Annotated in this window: 18 protein-coding genes; 3 read left to right on the top strand and 15 right to left on the bottom strand. The window is 35.6% G+C overall.

The features are described 5' to 3' along the window. Positions 1-342: 342 nt before the first annotated feature. The 7 genes from HMPREF3270_RS08455 to HMPREF3270_RS08425 form a co-directional block, all read right to left on the bottom strand. Positions 343-1,416, bottom strand: a complete 1,074-nt coding sequence (locus HMPREF3270_RS08455; protein ID WP_002479500.1) for an Mrp/NBP35 family ATP-binding protein — start codon at positions 1,414-1,416, stop codon at positions 343-345. Between the two features lie 173 nt (positions 1,417-1,589). Continuing rightward, a complete protein-coding gene (locus HMPREF3270_RS08450) occupies positions 1,590-3,047 on the bottom strand; it encodes an MDR family MFS transporter (protein ID WP_002479502.1) in 1,458 nt (485 codons plus the stop codon). Between the two features lie 82 nt (positions 3,048-3,129). Further along, entirely contained in the window at positions 3,130-3,588 is a 459-nt protein-coding gene (locus HMPREF3270_RS08445) for a SepA family multidrug efflux transporter (RefSeq protein ID WP_002479503.1), read from the bottom strand. 103 nt (positions 3,589-3,691) lie between these two features. Beyond that, positions 3,692-5,029 (bottom strand): multidrug efflux MFS transporter SdrM, encoded by a 1,338-nt coding sequence (gene sdrM, locus HMPREF3270_RS08440; protein ID WP_070848477.1) that lies wholly within the window; start codon positions 5,027-5,029, stop codon positions 3,692-3,694. A gap of 83 nt (positions 5,030-5,112) precedes the next feature. After that, positions 5,113-5,796, bottom strand: a complete 684-nt coding sequence (locus tag HMPREF3270_RS08435; RefSeq protein ID WP_023014942.1) for a PAQR family membrane homeostasis protein TrhA — start codon at positions 5,794-5,796, stop codon at positions 5,113-5,115. A 20-nt stretch (positions 5,797-5,816) separates the two neighbouring features. Then, positions 5,817-7,010: a UTP--glucose-1-phosphate uridylyltransferase gene (locus tag HMPREF3270_RS08430; RefSeq protein WP_070848476.1), complete on the bottom strand. Its 1,194-nt coding sequence runs from the start codon at positions 7,008-7,010 to the stop codon at positions 5,817-5,819. A 193-nt stretch (positions 7,011-7,203) separates the two neighbouring features. After that, on the bottom strand, positions 7,204-7,719 hold the full coding sequence (locus HMPREF3270_RS08425) for a metal-dependent hydrolase (protein WP_002479507.1): 516 nt from the start codon (positions 7,717-7,719) through the stop codon (positions 7,204-7,206). A 188-nt stretch (positions 7,720-7,907) separates the two neighbouring features. Here HMPREF3270_RS08425 and HMPREF3270_RS08420 point away from each other — a divergent pair, with 188 nt between their 5' ends. After that, complete coding sequence (locus HMPREF3270_RS08420; RefSeq protein WP_002479508.1) at positions 7,908-8,168, top strand: SunI/YnzG family protein; 261 nt, start codon at positions 7,908-7,910, stop codon at positions 8,166-8,168. 81 nt (positions 8,169-8,249) lie between these two features. Here the strand turns inward: HMPREF3270_RS08420 and HMPREF3270_RS08415 are convergent, their stop codons facing one another. Beyond that, positions 8,250-9,341 (bottom strand): low temperature requirement protein A, encoded by a 1,092-nt coding sequence (locus HMPREF3270_RS08415; protein WP_070848475.1) that lies wholly within the window; start codon positions 9,339-9,341, stop codon positions 8,250-8,252. 149 nt (positions 9,342-9,490) lie between these two features. Between HMPREF3270_RS08415 and HMPREF3270_RS08410 the strand changes: the two genes are divergently transcribed. Further along, positions 9,491-9,826: a heme oxygenase gene (locus tag HMPREF3270_RS08410; protein WP_002479510.1), complete on the top strand. Its 336-nt coding sequence runs from the start codon at positions 9,491-9,493 to the stop codon at positions 9,824-9,826. A 49-nt stretch (positions 9,827-9,875) separates the two neighbouring features. Here HMPREF3270_RS08410 and HMPREF3270_RS08405 read toward each other — a convergent pair whose 3' ends face one another. The 7 genes from HMPREF3270_RS08405 to HMPREF3270_RS08375 form a co-directional block, all read right to left on the bottom strand. Beyond that, entirely contained in the window at positions 9,876-11,246 is a 1,371-nt protein-coding gene (locus HMPREF3270_RS08405) for a YjiH family protein (RefSeq protein ID WP_070848474.1), read from the bottom strand. Between the two features lie 176 nt (positions 11,247-11,422). Beyond that, positions 11,423-12,385: a FecCD family ABC transporter permease gene (locus HMPREF3270_RS08400; protein ID WP_002479512.1), complete on the bottom strand. Its 963-nt coding sequence runs from the start codon at positions 12,383-12,385 to the stop codon at positions 11,423-11,425. Beyond that, positions 12,382-13,413 (bottom strand): FecCD family ABC transporter permease, encoded by a 1,032-nt coding sequence (locus HMPREF3270_RS08395; protein ID WP_031262415.1) that lies wholly within the window; start codon positions 13,411-13,413, stop codon positions 12,382-12,384. Before HMPREF3270_RS08395 ends, HMPREF3270_RS08400 begins: the two co-directional genes overlap by 4 nt. A gap of 25 nt (positions 13,414-13,438) precedes the next feature. Next, positions 13,439-14,428, bottom strand: coding sequence for an ABC transporter substrate-binding protein (locus HMPREF3270_RS08390; RefSeq protein WP_002479514.1), 990 nt, complete (start codon positions 14,426-14,428; stop codon positions 13,439-13,441). A gap of 281 nt (positions 14,429-14,709) precedes the next feature. Beyond that, a complete protein-coding gene (locus HMPREF3270_RS08385; RefSeq protein WP_023014949.1) occupies positions 14,710-15,780 on the bottom strand; it encodes an alanine racemase in 1,071 nt (356 codons plus the stop codon). 5 nt (positions 15,781-15,785) lie between these two features. Beyond that, positions 15,786-17,543: an IucA/IucC family protein gene (locus HMPREF3270_RS08380; RefSeq protein ID WP_070848473.1), complete on the bottom strand. Its 1,758-nt coding sequence runs from the start codon at positions 17,541-17,543 to the stop codon at positions 15,786-15,788. Continuing rightward, positions 17,540-18,718 carry an MFS transporter gene (locus tag HMPREF3270_RS08375; RefSeq protein WP_002479517.1) on the bottom strand — a complete coding sequence of 393 codons (1,179 nt, stop codon included), beginning with the start codon at positions 18,716-18,718 and terminating at the stop codon, positions 17,540-17,542. Before HMPREF3270_RS08375 ends, HMPREF3270_RS08380 begins: the two co-directional genes overlap by 4 nt. A 106-nt stretch (positions 18,719-18,824) precedes the next feature. On the opposite strand from HMPREF3270_RS08375, the gene HMPREF3270_RS08370 reads away from it, so the two are divergent. Beyond that, on the top strand, positions 18,825-20,792 hold the full coding sequence (locus HMPREF3270_RS08370; RefSeq protein ID WP_070848472.1) for an IucA/IucC family protein: 1,968 nt from the start codon (positions 18,825-18,827) through the stop codon (positions 20,790-20,792). The last annotated feature ends 122 nt before the right edge of the window (positions 20,793-20,914 follow it).

Genomic DNA, 20,914 nt, shown 5'->3' with positions numbered 1-20,914 from the left:
TATTGTCATTCAGTTTTCAATGTTCATTTTTTCAGTAACGTTATTTATTGTAGCACTTCGTGTTTTCGAAGTCAACACTTAATTAACATTACTTTTACAATTTTAAAATGTTTTCTTCATTTCCGCAAGAGTAAGTTTTACACTCTTGATAACTCGTCGTTTTTTAGCGACTTTATTATCTTAGCACCTTCAAAGTGTTAAGTCAATAACTTTTTTCAGGTTTTTTAAGTGTTTATTTAACTTGTTTTTCTCGCTCACAAAAATATATTCTAACAGGATTTCAGAAAAACGCAAGAGAAAAACGCAGATTTTTTGAAAAAACCTGCGTTTTATTTAGACTTCTTATTTTTTCATTGTTTTAGTGATAACTTTTTGCGCGATTTGTTGATATATTTCACCAAGTTGATCATCCGGTTGATAAATAGAAGGTGAAAAATCTTTAGGATCCCATGTAGGTTGTGCTAATGGTAATTGACCTAATAAGTCAGCATTAAGTTCATCTGCTAGTTTTTTACCGCCATCTTTACCAAAGATATATTCTTTATTTCCAGTTTCCTTACTTTCGAAATAAGACATGTTTTCAATAACACCTAAAATAGAATGTTCTGTATGTTTTGCCATTGCTCCAGCACGTGCTGCTACAAATGCTGCAGTTGGATGAGGTGTTGTTACGATAATTTCTTTACTTGATGGCAACATTGTATGTACATCCAATGCCACATCTCCTGTACCTGGAGGTAAATCTAAAAGTAAGTAATCAAGATCTCCCCATTTTACGTCTGTAAAGAAGTTCGTCAACATTTTACCTAGCATTGGCCCACGCCAAATTACAGGTGCATTCTCTTCAACGAAGAATGCCATAGACATTACTTTTACACCATGACGTTCAACTGGTTTTACTGATTTACCTTCAATGCCTGGTTTATTATCAATGCCCATCATATCAGGAACACTGAAACCATAAATGTCAGCATCGATTAAACCGACTTTTTTACCTTCACGTGCTAATGCCACAGCAAGGTTAACTGCTACTGTAGATTTACCTACGCCGCCTTTACCAGATGCAATCGCAATAAATTCAACAGGATTACCTTTTGAAAGCAGACCTTCGATTGTTTGCGGTTGGTCTTCTGCTGGATCATCGCCAGTAAACTTAGCAACCGTTTCAGAATCTAATTCTTCAAAACGAATACCAACTGTATTTGCTCCATTTTCTTTCAATGTTTCAACAATTGCCATTTGCAAGTCTAATTGAGGTTTTCCACCTAATTTTGCCATCGCAATTTTGACACTGACATGTTCAATTTCTTCTTTAATCGTGATATTCACAATACCACCTGTATCTTTAAATGGTACATCTAAAATTGGATCTTTCAGATTCCCCACTAGTTCGTTGACTTGTTCAACTGTTAACAAAGTACGTCACCCCAAATATAAATTAATGTTTACTCTTATTATTTTAACAAACTTAATGTATAAGTGGTAACGAATAATCCAAAGAACTTCCCCTTTCCTAGAAAACCTAAAAAAACCAGCAAAACAATCTATATATTGCTTTGCTGGTTTTATGTTTAAAGATTGATTCAGTTTTAAATTTTACGTGCATTCATTTGCTTTTTAGTTTCACCTTTTATTCTATCTCTAATGAATAAACCTATAATGAAGCCAATTAATACAATAACTGTCACTACACCAAATGATAAATCCACACCACGCGCAATTGCTTCGCGATGGAATAATTCTTTAGAAGCCACTTCATTTGGATTTGGCGCAAATGTTCTTGTACCTAATGTCATTAATGCAACCATAATCGCTGTACCAATTGATGAAGCCATCATACGAGCGAAGTTCATAATTGCTGTACCGTGTGAAATATCTTTATTCGGTAATGCATTGACGCCCGCTGTATTAAGCGGCATCGCAAGTAATGACACTGAGAACATTCTTAACGCATAAATTAATACAAGATACCAGAATGGTGTATCTACTTTTAAGAATGCTAAGACTCCAGTAAATATAGTCAACATGGTAAAGCCGATAATCACTAATGGTCTAACACCGTATTTATCGTAGAACTTACCGGTGTAGATAGACATCACACCGTTGACCACTGCACCAGGTAATATCACAATACCTGATAAGAAAGCTGATAAGCCCATCGCATTTTGTACATAAATGGGAATCAACAGTGCTGGGCCAATCATTGATGTCATTACGATCATTGAACAAATAGCTGATAGCGTAAATGTTTTGTTTTTAAAGACGCGCAAGTTCAAGATTGGATTCTCGATTGTTAATTGACGTTTCACAAACACCCAAATGACAAATAGGCTGGCAATAAATGGTACATAGAACGTCCAGCTGTCAAAGCCTGAAGAACCCGCACTACTGAATGCTAATAACATTACACCGAATCCGATTGTTGAATAAATCACAGATTTCATATCTAATGTAATATCTTTAGGTTCATTGAAGCTTTTAATACTGATTGCTCCGAAGATATATCCAATTAACGCAATCACAGCTACTGCGATAAATGGTGTACGCCAACTTGAAACATCAATAATCAAACCTGAGACTGTAGGTCCGATAGCTGGTGCGAAGGAAATAACGAGACCAGCTAATCCCATTGCGAAGCCACGTTCATTTTTTGGGAAAAGTGTAAATAAAGTGAATTGCATCAACGGCATAATAATGCCTGCACCCATAGCTTGGATGACACGTGCAGTCATTAAAACACCGAAGTTCGGTGCAATTGCCGCTAATATAGTACCAATTAAAAATATTCCCATTGATGCTAAATATAACGGTCTGGTTTTGATTTTATCCATTAAGAAGGCAGTTAAAGGAATCATGACTCCGTTAACTAACATAAAACCAGTTACTAGCCATTGGGATGTGTTCTCTCCAATGTTGAAACTACGCATGATAGCAGGCAGTGCAGTATTAAGTAGCGTTTGGTTTAATATCGCAATGAATGCGCTCGTAATCATAACTGTGACAATCAAATTTCTTTTTTGCTTAGAAATAGTAGCCTGCTCTGGCATAGATATAAACACTCCTTTATAAACTTACCATAATATAATGCACTAAAAATAGTTAGCAAAGCAAACTAATTGCTCATGCAGGTCACTTATTTCTATTCAAGTCTTCACTATCAGGATAAAAGACTTCCTTACATACGTAAAAGAACGCCATAATCAACATAATGACCCAAAAATCAATGTTGATATATGCATAATGAATATGGACTACAAAATAGAACATTACCGTTGTAACGGAGTATGAAATCAAATGAAAGATTTCACCATGAAAATATGGGCTATGCGGTAATTTCTTTTTGAAATAATCCATCAGATATTCTACTAAGAACATTGTGAAGTAACCTAATACAATATAGCTGCCGTAGTAAAATAAGTTTTGGTAGAAACCTTTGTTATATCCGAAATACCCTAGATGCCAAAAAATAAGCAAACGACTCAAACCAAATAATACAAACCCTAAAAGTGTGAGGAAAATCGCACCGGAAATCACAAACACTAATAGCACAATTAATGTAGATATTAAATTGAATATATTGAATTTCAAGTTTTCCTCACTCCTTTCGCTCTTTCTTTATACACCCGTATAATAACACAATATGATTTAAGTTATTAATTAAAAATATCCCGCATTTCAGCGGGATACCAAATTAGTCGTTTTGCGTTTGATTTCGATAAAAGACTATCCATAATAGGAATAGCATCATAATAAAGATGATAATCAAAACGACGTTATTTAAAATTCTTGCGCCTCCTACAACAAACGGTAAGGCATACATGCCGCCCATGATTGTAGAACCGATAGAATTACCTAAGTTTTTAGAAAGAGAATAAAACGACATCATCCGCTTCATCTCTCTCGGTGACGTTTCCTCTTGCACAATCACACTGTCCTTCGTATAAACAATACCGAAACTTGCGCCTGCTAACATCAATGTTGCGGCTAATAATATCGGTGCTGCATGTGTAACAAAGACAATCACACTACATAACAGTAAAGAAGTGAAGGCAACAAGATACAACGCTTTTCTTGTTAACCCTGCTTCAATACGATGTAAATTGAAGTTAATCAACAACCAAGCTGCTGAAATCGGGAAAACCACAAATCCACTTTGGAGTGGCGATAATCCGATTTCTTCTTGTAAGTATATCGGCATGTATAAGTTATAGCCCATTAAGATCATCGCATATATAAAATCAGTAATAAAAATAATAGTGATGCGACGATTAAATTCTTCAATAGGTAAAAACGGTGTCGATACTTGTTTCTCAACTTTGACAAGTTTATAGGCAAATATGATACCAATCACAATCATGATACCTTTCAACCATAGTGATAACGGTGTTGTAATCGCACCTAATATAAAGATAAGAACTAAATAGAAGAAGAACAGACCTTTTTGATCAAATGCTTCTCCACTTGATACTTGTTCCTCATCAAAAATAAAGGTCGTAAATGCCAACACACCAGCAACCACAGCAATCGGAATATTAATAAAGAATAACCAATGCCATGTCGCAAATTCTAAGATTGCACCACCAAGTAAAGGACCGATAATACTTGAAATCCCCCATACACTGCCGACAATCCCCATTATTTTATATCGTAACGGAATTTCAAAGGCAAGTTTCGGTACAATTTGGCTGAGCACCATCATGACACCTGACCCTAAACCTTGGATAAAGCGAGAGATAATTAATAAAGTAAATGTACTGCTTAATCCAGACATCAAACTACCAACGCTGAATAATAATAGTCCACCAATCGTTACATGTATAAGTTTAAAACGCGAAAGCAACTCCCCGACTAATGGATTCACAATAACTAAGGCAATAAAATAAATTGAGAACACAAGCGAAATCGAGCTCGTCACGTTTAAATCTGTTTTGATTGTAGGCAATGCTAAAGAAATGATAGATGTTTCGATAGCCGCCATAAACATAATTAAAATCAATGCGGTCACTACACCGATTGACTTCAAATCCATTTTCACACTTTGACACCTCTTTCTTTTTCTCAAATAAGAAAGAGGTCAAGGCTTCTATTCAACAAGAGCCTCAGCCTCTCCCCCTACATAAAATATAAAATTCCGATGAAATGACATAACGATGCTATCACAATAAAGATATGCCAGATCATATGAAAGTACGGACGATTCTTTTGTGCATAGAACCATGCACCAATCGTATAAGCAATACCGCCAAGCAAAATAAATAACATAAATTGCCATGAGGCTTCTCTCCAAATAATCGGAAGATATAAAATACCGACCCAACCCATAATTAAATACATGAACAAACTGAGTTTAGGATTTACATTTTCAGCAATTGCTTTATACAAAATGCCCCATATCGTAATTCCCCATAGCAACACCATTATAATCCAGCCGAACCATCCGCCGACTACGACTAATGATACTGGTGTATATGTACCAGATATTGCTATATAAATCATACTGTGATCGATAATACGCATAATATATTTATGCGGTGAGTTATTTTGCATCACATGATAAATCGTTGATGAAATCAGCATTAAAAAGATACTGATGACATATATAGATACACTGACTGATGCCAATGTACCGCCATGAATATAACTATGGACTGCCGCATAAGGCAATACGATTAGTGTAATCAAAGCCGCTGCCCCATGTGAGACTGCATTACCGATTTCTTCACCAAATGATAAAGGAATAATATCTTTAAAACGATTGAGACCACGTTCACTATGTGTATTTGAAGTCTGTTTCAACTATGACTCCACCTTTACAGTTAAATAAGATTTAAGCGTTTTAAATCTTGAGTTGCAGTTTCTACACTATCTTTGCCTTCACGATTTTTTAAGGGTGAAAACTCTTCTTCTCTGGGAACTTGCAGTGTAATAAAACTAGTTGCGTATTTAAAGATATCAAAATAGAACAGTTCAAATTTCAATGCAGGTGCTTTCACTACATTAAAGTCTTCATCTAATTGATTCAATTGTTTGATTGCTAAATGATATGGCAATTCACGATTGACTGCTGATTGGATAAATGCAAGTTTGAACGCATGAATACCGATATTCGCGTTATGGAATGCATTTACATCTGAATCACCAAGTTCTGAGTATTCTAATACACTATCTTTACAGTCAATATTGACTAAACGTCCAACACTTTCACCTTGTTTTGGTTCAATAGATTTTGTGCTGATATCACGATTAGCTTCTGCAGTAAATCCTGCAAAAACTGGATCCAATACACGTGCTAAAACATTATCAATATTGTTCATAAAGATAAACTTCACACCGTCTTCTTCCATTTTATCAAGATAGCCGTATGCATCTAACGCTTTAAATACGCCGCCATTTCCGTTTGGCGTTTCCATGACTTCAGCATTTTCTGTTAAGACAATCTCGCCTTTTTCGTTTAAAGCGACAATATTATCTTGTTTGAAGAAATGGATATAGTCAGGGTTATAGCCAAAATAGTTTTGTTGTTCAAAGAATTCTTGCGTTGCTTCATCATTGATATCGCTAGTCATAATATACCAGTCAATTGTACGTCCAGTTTCTTCGGCTAATTTTAATAGCTGTCTTGCTTGTAGTTCAAATAAGCTGACACCTTCAATTTCAAATGAACCTTTCGGACCTTCATAACCAAGACGTGTACCTTGGCCGCCTGCCATTAAGACAACCGCAAATTCACCCTTCTTAATCGCATCGATACCTTGAGCATAAAAGTTATTTAATTCTTCTGTTGAATAATCTTTGCGTACTCTATATTTAACTTCAGTCGCTTCAGATACTTCTTCAGTTTTATTTTGAGATTGTTCTACATAAAGTGATTCATACAAATCTAAAATTGCAGATAAGTCTAATGATTGTAATTTAGAAGCAATATTTTCTTTTTCGTTGGAACTCATTAATTTCTCCAATTCTAACAAATGTTGCTGATTGAATTTCTCTAATTTATTCTTATCTAACATGATACCTCTCCTTAAGTTTCTCCGCGATTACCAAGGGTTCTGCCTTTAAATATGTATTTGGCCAACATAAACCCTTCAATATTCTTGAATTATATCACAAATCAATTTTTCAAGCTTGAACCCCCACTTTAAAAAAGCAGAGGTTCTTAAAATCTTCTTTAATCATGTCGACAACACCTTGTCGTTCATTCTTTTATATATTCAAATGAAACCAGTGCATGAACCATTGATTGATGACTTCGCGGAATATAACATATGTTCCGCCAAAAGTAAATGCAGTGGCCAGTGATAAATCTACCATTCCACCAGTTTTAAATTGCATCGGCAGTTTAACTGATAATGGAAATGGATATAATAACTTAACACCTCTCGGCGTCAACATATCTAGAATGATATGAGAAACCATACCGCCGATAATTGCTGTCATATATACAGGAGGTGTATGTATAGTAGATAACAGCAACGCCACAAGTAGCGTAAATAAAATTGAATGTGTAAATGTTCGATGACCGAACAAAAGACGAACAATTAAGCTTAAAAACTTAAAACGACGCCCGATTTTACTTTGTGCATGACAAATGTCAGGCAATAAGCTTCCAGCCCCTGCTAAGACTACAGTAGTGATAGAAGTAAATAAATCGGGATGATAATAGTTGATGGCGAGTGTTCCTATGAGAAACCCGCATGATAAGTGTGTTTTCCCTGTCATCTCTATACTCCTTTCTAGTTGTTTTATTTTATCACAATTTCTTAATAAACACGAACATATTTTCGGACTGTATGTTCGCTTTTTAATTAGTATGACACATTTATAAAAAAGTATCTCACATTGCTTGAAAACGGTTTCCAAATAGTGTATGATAGCAATACAAAAATAATTAAAGGATGTGTTCCATAATGGCAATGACAGTAAAGAAAAATAATGACGAAGTTCGTATCCAATGGAGAGTAGCAGACATCAAAATCCCAACAGCAGATATTAAAAACATTAGAGAAGATCAAGATATCCATGCGGTACCAGAAGACGATGGCAGAGAGGTATCTCGTATTGGTTCTACATTTGGTAAAACTAACCGCGTTATTATTGATACTGATGATCACGAATACATCATCTTCACTTTCAATGACAAGAAAGTCTATAATGAACTCACAAAATAAATGAATTAAAAAAGTATAAACTAAAACCTTCCGCTTCTCATTCTGAAGTGGAAGGTTTTTTATTGATTAAGTTCTTTTAACTTAATCTGTTAATATATCCCTATTTTCAATATAATACATGCTGCATAGTACGATAATACCTATAATTTGAACTACTGTTATCAAGTGAATATTTGGAATGACAAATCCAATGACTGTAGTTACTAAAATAATGCCAATATACAAACCTTTTTTCTTTGTAATATTGCGATGTAAAATCGTATCAAAGAATACACCAAATAAGAAAACACAAAATGCAACGGTATAACCGATGCCTTCCGCAAAACTTAAAGGATGATCTGATAAACCTTTATTCATAATCAAGAAAATAAAGTTTGCAGAATAAATAATGAATAAATGCAAGAACATGGTTAAAAAGCCTGTTGCTTCATCTTTCTCCTGATCCAAGCTACCTTTGTAATGGAACGTATAAATCACAAATAAACTAATGACCATTAAGAAATAGACAACATCTAGTGCTTTAAATTGTGAGAGTTCCATATTATTGACGATTTGAACAATCCCTTCTCCAAATAATAAAATCATAAACAAACTCAGTCGTTCAGTTAAATGTTTAAAAATAACTGGATTCTCTTTAGAAGCATTCGCAAAGAATGCAGGGAATGTCGCTGAAATCACGATACCGATAAAATATACCCAAAAGTTAATGCCTTTAGATAAAAGTAAACCGACTACCGAAAACACGACTGTTAAAACAAGACCTGTTACATACACCTTTAAGAAACGTGCATTAATAGAATGGTCCACAAATTTATAACTTAAAACATACTGAATTATAATACTGATAAAGATAACTGTAGTTGTTGATGCAAACGCAACAAATGTTTCTTGGAAATTACCATTAATCGCTTTAGACAGATATAAAATCAGAAACATATCTATAAATAAAAAGACATATTGATACCATTTCTGTTCAAAGAATCGATTGACCAGCAATGTATGATAAATCCAAATTGAGAAAAATACTAAAAACAACATAAAATTTTTGCCAAGACTTTCCAAGTCCACTAATGAAGTAGAAATATGTTCCACTGTAATATTAATCGTCGAAAGTACATAAACAAAGACCAAATCAAAAAACAGTTCGGCCATACTGACTTCTTTTTTCTTCATTCACTTTTCCCCTATTAATTAAGATTCTTCTTTTTCTTTTTAAATATTGTACCACATGTTTTATAATCAAAATACTGATAACTACACACAATGAACATACAAAAAATCGGGTAAAGAAGATTAACAATAATTTTGAAAGGATGATAGTCTTGTATATTGTCACAAACCAAATAGAAGTGAAAAAAGGCTTTGCTGAAAAAATGGCAGGTCGCTTTACTTCCAACCCTCAATTAAAAGAAATGCCAGGATTTCATCGTGTTGAAGTTTCTTTAGTAGAAGGTGATCAAAAAGATACTGAGTTCATGCATGTTTCAACATGGTGGGCATCTCAAGATGATTTTGAAAATTGGAAGAATAGCGATGCTTTCAAACAAGCACATCAACGCCCTAAATCTTCTGAGTCAAATGCCTCATCAGAATCTCCTGTTATCGGAAACAACGTAGTAAAATCTCGTGTGTTGTCATCATTAGGAACATTAGAATAATAAAAATGCTGAGTCGAGCAGTTTCTACTGCAAGACTCAGCTTTTATATTTAGAAGTATAAATGTGCCATTAAAGCAATAATTGGTAATACGATAATCGTTCTGAATAAGAAAATCACAAATAATTTCCAGACACTGACAGGAATCTTAGAACCTAAGATAACCCCACCGACTTCTGATAAGTAAATTAATTGTGAAATACTCAATGCACCGACAACAAATAAGGTAATTTGACTCTTCACACCATCAATTAAAATTGAAGGTAAGAACATATCCGCAAATCCGATCAACATAGTTTCAGATGCTCGTTCTGCTTCAGGAATGTGTAAGAGTTCAAGCAGCGGTACAAAAGGTTTCCCAATAATCTCAAAGACAGGTGTATATGTTGCGATAATCGTCGCAAGTGTCCCGATTGCCATAACAACTGGTAAAATTGCGAACCACATATCTGCAACAGTGACCAAGCCTGATTTGAAGAATTGTAAAAGGCCTGGTGATTTGATTCCTTTTTCAGTCGCTAGATTAAATCCATGTTTGAAAGCTGATACGCCTTCAGGATTAGATTCATCTTTCGCATATTCACTGTTTTCAACCGCATATTCTTCTGGTACACTGCGTAACGGCCAAATTCTCGGCATAATCACTGCAGCAACTAAACAAGAAACGATAACTGTTAAATAGAAATAGAAGAAATGATTCTGCATCCCTACTGTTTCAGCCACTACAATCGCAAACGTCAGTGAAACAACACTGAATGTTGTTGAAATAACGGTCGCTTCACGTCTAGAGTAAAAGCCTTGATCATATTGCTTACTCGTAATGATAACACCAACTGTACCATCACCGATAAATGATGCAAGGTTATCCACTGTAGAACGGCCAGGCAAAGTGAATAATGGTCGCATGACTGGTCTGAAAATCGGTCCTAACATTTCTAATAAACCGAATTCCATCAGTAACGGTAAAAAGAGTGCCGCAAAAAAGAACACTGAGAATAACGTCGGCAATAAACTAGAAAAGATTAAATTTCCAGTATCGTCTGAATAAATCACTTTTGTACCAATATGTAAAAATGTCATCCATGCAAACACTACCGCTAATAATCTGACAACCAACCAAATCGGCGTCACATTAAACGTATTATTCAATAACCCATCAGACTTTAAGCGCTTCTTTAAGAAAGTCGAACAGCATAAAGTCAAAATACCAGATAATGTAATTACAATTAAAATTAAATACGGCATTGCTGGACCTAATACGTCCTTCAACCAACCTGCTAAAAATGCTACCAATAATGTCGTTTGTTGCTTTCCGTCTTGTGTCACCGGCACCGGTACTAAGAACAACATGATACCGAGCAATGACATGATAATGAACTTCAAACGTCCCTTGAAGATTTCTGATTTTGTATATTTTTCCATAGTCTCTCCCTTTCATTACAATACATTATAAGCGTATTGTAATGGTTAAGCAATAAGAATTTTAATACTTATACATAAATCTGTATAAATTTAACACCTTCAAATTCTAATACCCCAACTTCCCCTATAAAAAAACTGCCTCTCAAGTTAATAAGAGACAGTTGTCTATTTCCCTATTACATTTTGCGTAAAACATAAATAAAGTATGGTGCACCGACAATCGCAATAATCACACCGACTGGAATGTCTAACGGCGGGTGAATGCCGCGTGCTAATGTATCACTGACTATAATTAAAATCGCACCGACTAATCCAGACATCATAATGATATGAATATGTTTATGGCCGACAATCGAACGTGCAATATGTGGTGCAATCAATCCTAAGAAACTCAGTCCGCCGACAACCGCAATAGAAGAACCTGCCAGCATAACCGCAAGTATCAACATTACCATTTTAACTGAACGAACTCTCGTACCAAGCGCAGTCGCTACTTGATCACCTAAATGAATAATATCTAAACGTTGCGCAAAAAATAAGATAAGCGGTACGGTCACAATAAACCACGGCAAGATTGAAATCACATGGTCCATGGAACGTCCGAATAAACTTCCTGTTAACCATACTAAAGCTAAGTTGGCTTCTAATGGGAATCGAATAAGTAAGTATTGCACAATTGCCATACAAATCGCACCGATGGCTAAACCGATTAACGCTAAGTTTGAACCTTGTACTTCTTTACGTGCGATTAAATAAGATAATAATAAGCTGATGACTAAAGCTCCGATAAACGAAGCAACCGGCAATACATAAATCGGTGCTTTCGGGAAGAGAATCAAGACTGAAACAGCTGCTAAACTCGCACCTTTAGTAATCCCGATAACATCTGGTGATGCTAAAGGATTTCGTACAACACCTTGAATTACTGCACCTGAAATTGCTAAACTGCTGCCGACTAATAAACCGACATAAAGTCTTGGTTCTCGATATTCATTGACGATAAAGTCATCTTGCATAATCCAGCCTTTGAGGGCTTGAAGTGGATTTACAAATACGGCACCCACACATAATGAGAAGATGGAAACGACGATCAATATCGCAATAACAATTATATATTTACGTCCTAAATGTCTTGTCATACTCGTTTCACTCCTCTCAATGTTAAGCCTAAGAAGTAAACTGCACCGACGAAGGATGTCACAATACCGACAGGTGTCTCAAATGGAAATGCAATTAAACGGCTGATGACATCTGATAATAATAAAATGGCAGCACCGAAAATCATCGTTAGCGGTATAATCACAAAGTAATTATGAGAAGTATAATATTTTACAATGTGCGGAACAATCAAACCGATAAATCCGATAGGTCCGGCAATTGAAACGGATGCTCCGGCTAAAATTACCACCAACACCCCTAACAATAATCGTGTTAACTTAATATTTTGACCTAGTCCTCGTGCTAACTCATCGCCAAGTTCTAACACTGATATTTGACGTGCCATGAATAGTGCACCGATGAACGCACCGATAATCCATGGTGTGATAGACAATACATCTCCCCATTTCAATGTTGAGAGTGTACCGACTAACCAGAAATAAACTGTCGTTGTAGAATCTTCATTTAATAAAATGATACCTTGTGTCAAACTTGTAAAGAACAAATGAACCGTCATACCAGCTAAAGCTAATTTGACTGGTGTCATGCCTTTCGTTGAGTCAGACAACATATAAACAATACTACCGCCAATAAACGCGCCGATAAACGCAAGTAATGTTGAAATTGAAGTCAATGCCGGAAAAATAACTGTAATCACAACAATAATAAATGATGCTCCGGCATTCACACCGAAGATTTGTGGAGATGCCAATGGGTTACGCGTCATTGCCTGCATAAATAAACCAGCAACTGCTAAAGCTGCACCAATCAATAGCCCGCCTGCCATTCTTGGCATACGGATATTATGTATAATAAATGTATTTTTCGTGTCATGATGCCATATTAAATAATCTGCAATATCTTTAAATTTCATATGTGTTGTGCCGACAGTCAAATTGAAATACATCACGATAAAAAGAAAGCACACACTCCCGATAAAGAGGAGTGTGGTGCGTTTTCTTTGTTTCTTTTCAATAAGGCTGTGGCTAGATTGGTTTGTCATAGCCATTCACCCTTCTAATCATCTTAATCGCTTATTTGTTGTTTTGTTCTTTAGATAGTTCTACTAACTCTTTCGCAATTTCTTCTGATGAGATTAAACCACGAGAACGAGACCAAGTACTACGATCTACAGTGTAAACACGTTTATGTTTAACTGCGTCGATTGTTTGCCATACTTTGTCATTTTGTTGTTTCTCTAATAATGGTTTATCTTTTTCATCAATCATGATGAACATTTGTTTTGGATTTACTTTCGCAATTTGTTCCGTACTCATTTTCAAGTATGGACCATCTAAGTATTTAGGTAAATCTTTTGATACATCTTTATTTAATGCTTCTTTAAAGCCTAATTGATGGAACACTTGACCAACATAAGATTTATCTGAGTGCGCCATAATATCTGTTTTAGTTAATACAGCAGGTAAAGCAGCTAAGTCTTTATCTAAAGTAATATCTTTTGAGTATTTATCCATTTTCTTATTATGTTCGTCTAAACGTTTTTCGCCTTCTTTTTCTTTATTCAAGGCTTTTGCGATTGTTTTGAATGATTCGATGTTTGCATCATAGTCACCATCAAAACTTGGTAATAAGATAGTTGGTGCAATTTTGTTTAATTCTTTATAAATACCTTTATGGCGTTGTGCATCCGCAATAATCAAGTCAGGTTTTTCTTTACTGATTACTTCTAAGTTTGGTTGTTTACGTGTACCGACTGATTCGTAATTTCCGATTTTCTCACGGATAGGTTTGATAATACGATCTTTTTTATTATCGTCTGCAACTCCTACAGGTTTCACATCTAATGCAGCTAAAGCATCAACGAATGAATATTCTAAAGCAACGACACGTTTCGCATCTTTTTTCACTTTCGTTGTGCCCGCTTCATTTTTAACTGCGATTGTATCATCTGAAGATTTACTATCAGACTCTTTTGAACTATCTTTGCTGTTATTGCCGCAAGCCGCAACGACAGTCAAAGCAAGTACTAACATAAGAATACCAAGAAACTTTAATCTATTCATGTTTCCACTCCTTCATATTGTTAGATGCTCTATGAGACAACAAATGAAATGTAGCTGAAGGTCAACTCAGTTATCTTTCTCGTGCCAAGTTATGTATGAAGGTCGTATGTATCTACGTACCATCCATTTAGATATATCCCATTTATCGCTCATTCAATCATCTTACTTTTTATTTTATTGATAACGATTCTCAATGTCAACATGGTTTTAGCAATAATAAACAAAAAACCGAACAAATTTTGTTCGGTTTACAATATTGTCAATTTTTTTGCCTATATTTATCAAGGATTAATTTGAACATGGTCATGATTGACTTCAAAATGGTCCACTAAAATCTGTACACCAGCATCTCTGATATACACATGTTTCAGCGTCTTTTGATACATACTTTGTGCTAATGCATTATAACCTAGCGTAAACTCAATGATATCTCCTGTTTGATAATAATCTGTGTTTTGTAAATCAATCATGAGGTGATCACTTGTCGCACCCATAATTTTCACTTGATCATTTAAAGGAGTAATATCTTCTATCACAGTATCAATATGACCGATGTCTAAGATGGCCTGTAAATATGAGCGATCATGTTGAATATCTATTCTTGGTTTGACTTCTATAATTTCTGCTTTCAAAGTAATCGCATTTTGGAAGAGATAATGAATCGGCTTTTGATCTACTGTACTGATACCGCGAAACAATGACTCACCTATTCTTAAATGGTTGATTCTGCCGAACGTACAATAATCAAGTAATGGTAACGCACTTGAGTTGCCACCTGAAATCATTTTTAAAGTATAACCCGTTTCTTTTTCAACTGCTTGTACAAATTGATTCATACGTAAAATATCTTCTTCAGTCGGCGGAATATCTAAAAAGCACATAAAATTAAAAGCCAGTCCTGTTAAACATATATGAGACATATACATGATTTCTTCTATGTACTTAACAACGTCATACGTTAAGACACCTTCACGACTGTCCTTCCAATCTACCATTAATAATATTTTATGTTTTTTGCCCATTGATTTTGCAGTTTCATTCAATAAGCGAATTGTTTCAAGATCCGTTTGGATACTAATATCAGTTTTCTCAATACAATCTTCTAATTCACTGCGATTAGGCGTGCGGATCAACATATAAGAGAGTGCACCGTCATGAATTTGGTCAATATTGACCATACGTGCGTCACCCATCTGATCAAAACCAAGTGTTTTCAATGATTCAACAATCAGCTTATCTCCAGCGATACATTTAATCACTGGCATCATTTCTAAATTTCTTTGTGCCAGCTTTTCCTTCAACATCAATGCATTGAATTGGATTTTGGCTAAATCTATTTCTACATAAGCCATGGGGTTCACTCTCCTTCTTTCAATGGGTTATCTAAAATCGTATTTACGTATTTTTTTACTTTGCCTTCCATGCGCATTCTTAATAAAGATTTCACAGTAATCGTCGGTCCAAAGAGAATTTGGTTCAAGACTGTCGCATGTGGTTTATTCGGATCAATCGCATGGCGTGTAATTTCTTGAACAATCGTAAACAACTCTTGTTCTGTCACATCCTCATGCTGACTCAAATGATAAATTAATTCACCCATTTGATTTTGGATGACTGCGTGTTGAAATTTCGCAATCACCGCTTCAATATCTTCCGCAATTAAGCTTTCATTCTCAACTTTGACATTTGGAATTTTCTCTTTCATCGTTTCTAAATCTATACGAGAGCCGCCTAAATCTCTGACCATAAAGGCCATTTTATAGTCCTTGCCAAGTTTCACAATTGTATTTTGCATGTGCGCTTCTAACGCAATGCCATACTCTTGGATATAGGCAATTAATGGTGGAATTAAAGTATGTGCATAGACTGTCATGAAATGCTTGATTGATTGTGCTGAAATTTCACGATCAACCCATTCTAAGTAACTGTCCACCACTTTCATGTCATCTACAGGATTTTGATTTACTAAACTTGCGGTTACGACAGTTACACCTTCACCATCAATCATCGGGCGTTCTCTGACAATATAAGCTAATTGTCGTGCTTGGTCTGGTTCAATAGCCGCATGTAAGCCGAACGGTTCTCTCGCCACTTTAAGTTGCGGATAGACGTTCAACATATCTTGTAATTCATAACTTAATTTCGGTCCATCTACTGTCGTGACTGAAGAAACCGTACGAATGGCACTCGTTGCCTGAACTTGAACCGGCAATTTAATATGATAAGGACGCTCTAATAACGCCATCGTTCTAAATGATAAAGTTGCCTTTGACTTCAAAGTGATGGGTGTCGGTATTAAACGTTGTTCCTGAATCCAAGTTTTAAATTGTTCTACAATGACATGTTCATATTGCCATGGATGAATTATGACAATTTCAAAGTCATCGATATCATAACCGAGCGCTTTCGCATAATCTTTCAATTGGGCTTTATCATCTTTTAGAACTTCATTCAATATGAAATCAGGATCAGAAGAAGCGCTGGTTGTCACTGCATCTTCTTTTCTCAGCAGCATGACTTTTAATGGAATGATTTGTTCGAACTCTGGCGCATAACGCATCACTTCTTCGTTCGTTAAAGGCAGTTTGGTTTTGGATAATGGATGAGTCGGATGTCCTTCGACAACTAAACTCTCTGAATATAATAAATCATCCATTTCACCTAATGCATTCATATGCGACATCCAAGCAAAATAATTCAAGCTGACTGGCATTCTCGAAAATTTCATACTATCTTGAATGAGCTGATGACGTTTCTCCATTTGCGCATAAGTTAAATCAAAGCCGCGTCGACTATGAATCAACTCTTGTTTTAAACGAGTCGGGAACGCTACTTCAAAATCTTGTTCTAGCGTGTCGATTAGTTGTTCTAAGGATGCTATCGTCTGTTGTTTGTCTCCCTCTTGCAGTTCCAGCGGCCCTTGCATTTGATAGCGTTCAAATGCATATACACCATTAATGCTGACTGAGAGTACTTTACCTTGATATTGAACTTCTAACCGATGATTTTGTTTCGTAATACGTGTGCCTTCGTTAAAAATGTGTTCTTTAATCATGGCGTTGAATACACGATGCTGCATATTGATATCTGCTTGTTGTAATGTTGTTTGTCTCATATTACACTTCCTCTATTCTTAAGTTCTTTCATCCCATAAAAGAGTGCTGCAATGAGTAATGTACTAAGACCCATTGTAATAAATGTCGGTACAATGCCGATAAGTTCTGTTAACGCACTCATAATAACTGCACCTAATGGAATCATGCCGCGGTCCATCATCACAATACTTAAAATTCTGCCACGTCTTTCAGGTTCAATATGTGTTTGAAAATATACACGATTTGTTGTCCGTGCACATTGACTAAATAAACCGATTAAAAAGATAAAGCCGAACAGCAGAATTGTATTCGGCATAACTACCATCAGTAATGCGATACCAAACAGGATAGAACTTAAATAGTATACATTAATTGAATAAAATAATTTCAGTATCTGCGGCAATAATAACGTTGCGGTAATACCACCGATAGCACTGAAAGTCATTGCGATGCCAAAGACTGAAGCCTGACCAGGAAAATTCAAACTGGTTAATACCGGTAATAAGGTGGTATAAGAGAAGCCAGTGGCCATAATCAACAATGACGTAATAAAGATATGGAGTCCTTGTCCATGTGTTTTAAAATAATCTTTGACGACCGTTGCAGAGAAACGTGCTGCACCTTCTTCATCTGAAGCTGAAGCGACTTTGAAATGAAGTGGCAAGCATAACAGCATAGCACCTATGTAAACCAAGGTTTGTGCTAAAAATGCATATTTCACATTCAACACTGCGATAATGCCCCCTGCAATCGCTGGTCCGATTGATCGACAAATATTAATGATAAACGAATGATACGATACTGCTTTGACTGTACTGATTTTATCAGATAAATCAGGCAAAATCGCCTGTCTGACAGGTGTCTCTACAGCATTAAGTATGCCCCTTAAACAAGCATAAATCAAAATAATATATATAGGTAATTCCCTGTATTCAAAGCTCAACAAACATAAGATTGCTGTTAAAGTTGTAGAACCTGTGACAGTTATTCGAATTAATCTCCCTCTATCGAATTTATCAGCTAAAGCCCCTGCCCAGATACTTAGAAATAAGATTGGTATTAGTCTGACGAAATTGACCAATCCCAAATAAAAAGCATTGTGATATTGCTCGTATACATACCAATTCAATGCGATTTGTCCGATCCAATTCCCCAAAAACAGTAGGAATGAACTTGGGAAAAAATATTTTGCCATTTTTTATTCCACCTGTCTTTTTAATTGATAATGATTATCATTACCGATATGATGGATTATACAAATCTTTAGTTGTTTTGTAAAATAATTAAATAAGAGGTGTATTATGGAAAATATATTACAACAAACAAATGAACAACCTATAAAGCTCACAGCAGAAGAACAATCTGATTATGATTACCTTTCTGCATCCCATCCACAATGGGCTGAGCAATTTAAAGCTATTTTACTAACTGCAAGAGACTTGGTTACGAAACGTTTAGTCGTTTCAATTTATCGAGAAAATATGGTCAATCAAGGCCGACAAGCACAAATTATAAATAATACAGATTTACCTTTTGAGCTATCATCGAACACAGGCAAAGTCATGAAGATGGATTGGCCGACATCTAGACTGACACTCTATGCGCCAATTTCAGGATTTCATGCTTTTGATCGTATTGATATGGATGGTCCATTTTATTTCACAGAAATGGATAAACCAGAGACACACCAACGCATTATGCATCCAGAAGAAGTATTAGAAGTGATTTTAACAGAAGCACCTAAATTCAAAGGACCATCAAGTGATCAATTCAGTGACGATATGATGAATAGTGTAGCCAATATGGCACTCGCACTCAGCTATCAACATATCACTTTAAAAGATGATACACGTGCTATGTTCGATATTATCGCACACGCATCAGATAGTTATTTATGTTCTGAGCAATCAGTCATTGAAGGTCACCCGCTTCACCCAGGTGCCAAATTACGCAAAGGTTTAACACCACAAGAAAACATTCAATATTCATCTGAATTCCAACAACCCATTGCATTAAAATGGATTGCGGTACACAATGACCTCGTTCGTACACAAACACTTGAGCATACATATAATGAAACGCTCTTTAAAAACTTCGAAGGTTTAGAAAGTGCCTTTAACCAAGCAATCCCTTCAGATGAACACAATCATTACAGCATTATTGTGTTACATCCTTGGCAATATGATGAGATTTTAGAACGTGACTATGCACAAGAACTTGATGCAGGTCAAATTAAGACAATCCCTTACGAAACATCTTATTATGCAGGACTGTCATTTAGAACTTTAATGCCGAAATGGCCAGAAACAACACCGCATGTCAAACTCTCAACCAATGTGCATATTACCGGAGAGATTCGAACATTGTCAGAACAAACAACGTTTAATGGTCCACTTGTGACGCATATCGTTAACCAGATATTGACTGAAGACCCTTTATTTAAAGATATTCAAGCTTCTGGAATTTCTGAACTAGCGGGTATTCATTTCTATCACAAACAAGATCAAGGCGACTATCAAACAGAACGCAGTGAACAGCTTGGTTCACTCTTAAGAGAAAATGTTTATCACTTAACAGCACCTGATACTATTAACATCATTCCATCAAGTTTAGTAGTTAGTAATCCTAACGCTGAAATTGCAGTGATAAATTCGTTAATTGAACGTTATCAAAGTGCGAAGCAAACAGAATCTTTTGAAGCTGCTTCAGAAGCTTGGCTTGCTGAATATGCGCAAGCATTAGTCGATATTGTGATTCCATTAATGGTGAAATATGGTATTGCTTTAGAAGCACATTTACAAAATGCAGTGGCTTCATTCAATGAAGATGGCAGCTTAAATCATATGTTCATTCGTGACTATGAAGGTTTACGTATTGATGAACAACAACTCAACGACAGTGGTTTCTCTTCAGAACATTTCCATGAAAAATCACGTATCTTAACTAGCAAATCAACTTCTGTATTCAACAAGGCGTTCTATTCAACTATCCAAAACCATCTTGGAGAGCTAATTTTAACAATCGCACAACATACACAAGAAAGCGTGATATCAGAAAACAAATTATGGGATGTCGTTAAACAGATTACACAAAAGAAATTCAATCAAATGCAAGCAGATCATACGATTGATAATGAACGTTTAGCTGACATCAAACACACATTCTTTGATGAAACGATTGATTATAAATGTGTTACTACTATGCGCTTAGAAGATGAAGCACATGACTATACGTATGTAAAAGTTAAAAATCCTTTAGCAACAGAATAAAAAATGTATCAAAAAGAGGGCGGTATTTTGAAGTTATCTTCAAATCCGCCCTCTTACTTATTTATATTACTAAATCACGATGCAACGCTGAATTATTGTAAACCTTTATCTTGGTTCTTTTG

This window comes from Staphylococcus sp. HMSC65H10, from assembly GCF_001839185.1.
In the GTDB taxonomy this organism is placed as follows: Bacteria; Bacillota; Bacilli; order Staphylococcales; family Staphylococcaceae; genus Staphylococcus; species Staphylococcus simulans.
Note: the sequence above shows the minus strand (reverse complement) of the source record. Positions and strands in the feature narration are given on the sequence as shown.

Bases quoted from the DNA above. Each gene is read 5' to 3' on its own strand.
- HMPREF3270_RS08425 (WP_002479507.1), bottom strand. From the start codon at position 7,719: ATGACAGGGAAAACACACTTATCATGCGGGTTTCTCATAGGAACACTC.
- HMPREF3270_RS08430 (WP_070848476.1), bottom strand. From the start codon at position 7,010: ATGTTAGATAAGAATAAATTAGAGAAATTCAATCAGCAACATTTGTTA.
- HMPREF3270_RS08390 (WP_002479514.1), bottom strand. From the start codon at position 14,428: ATGAATAGATTAAAGTTTCTTGGTATTCTTATGTTAGTACTTGCTTTG.
- HMPREF3270_RS08375 (WP_002479517.1), bottom strand. From the start codon at position 18,718: ATGGCAAAATATTTTTTCCCAAGTTCATTCCTACTGTTTTTGGGGAAT.
- HMPREF3270_RS08395 (WP_031262415.1), bottom strand. From the start codon at position 13,413: ATGGCTATGACAAACCAATCTAGCCACAGCCTTATTGAAAAGAAACAA.
- HMPREF3270_RS08415 (WP_070848475.1), bottom strand. From the start codon at position 9,341: ATGAAGAAAAAAGAAGTCAGTATGGCCGAACTGTTTTTTGATTTGGTC.
- HMPREF3270_RS08400 (WP_002479512.1), bottom strand. From the start codon at position 12,385: ATGACAAGACATTTAGGACGTAAATATATAATTGTTATTGCGATATTG.
- HMPREF3270_RS08450 (WP_002479502.1), bottom strand. From the start codon at position 3,047: ATGCCAGAGCAGGCTACTATTTCTAAGCAAAAAAGAAATTTGATTGTC.
- HMPREF3270_RS08380 (WP_070848473.1), bottom strand. From the start codon at position 17,543: ATGAGACAAACAACATTACAACAAGCAGATATCAATATGCAGCATCGT.
- HMPREF3270_RS08385 (WP_023014949.1), bottom strand. From the start codon at position 15,780: ATGGCTTATGTAGAAATAGATTTAGCCAAAATCCAATTCAATGCATTG.
- sdrM (WP_070848477.1), bottom strand. From the start codon at position 5,029: ATGGATTTGAAGTCAATCGGTGTAGTGACCGCATTGATTTTAATTATG.
- HMPREF3270_RS08405 (WP_070848474.1), bottom strand. From the start codon at position 11,246: ATGGAAAAATATACAAAATCAGAAATCTTCAAGGGACGTTTGAAGTTC.
- HMPREF3270_RS08420 (WP_002479508.1), top strand. From the start codon at position 7,908: ATGGCAATGACAGTAAAGAAAAATAATGACGAAGTTCGTATCCAATGG.
- HMPREF3270_RS08370 (WP_070848472.1), top strand. From the start codon at position 18,825: ATGGAAAATATATTACAACAAACAAATGAACAACCTATAAAGCTCACA.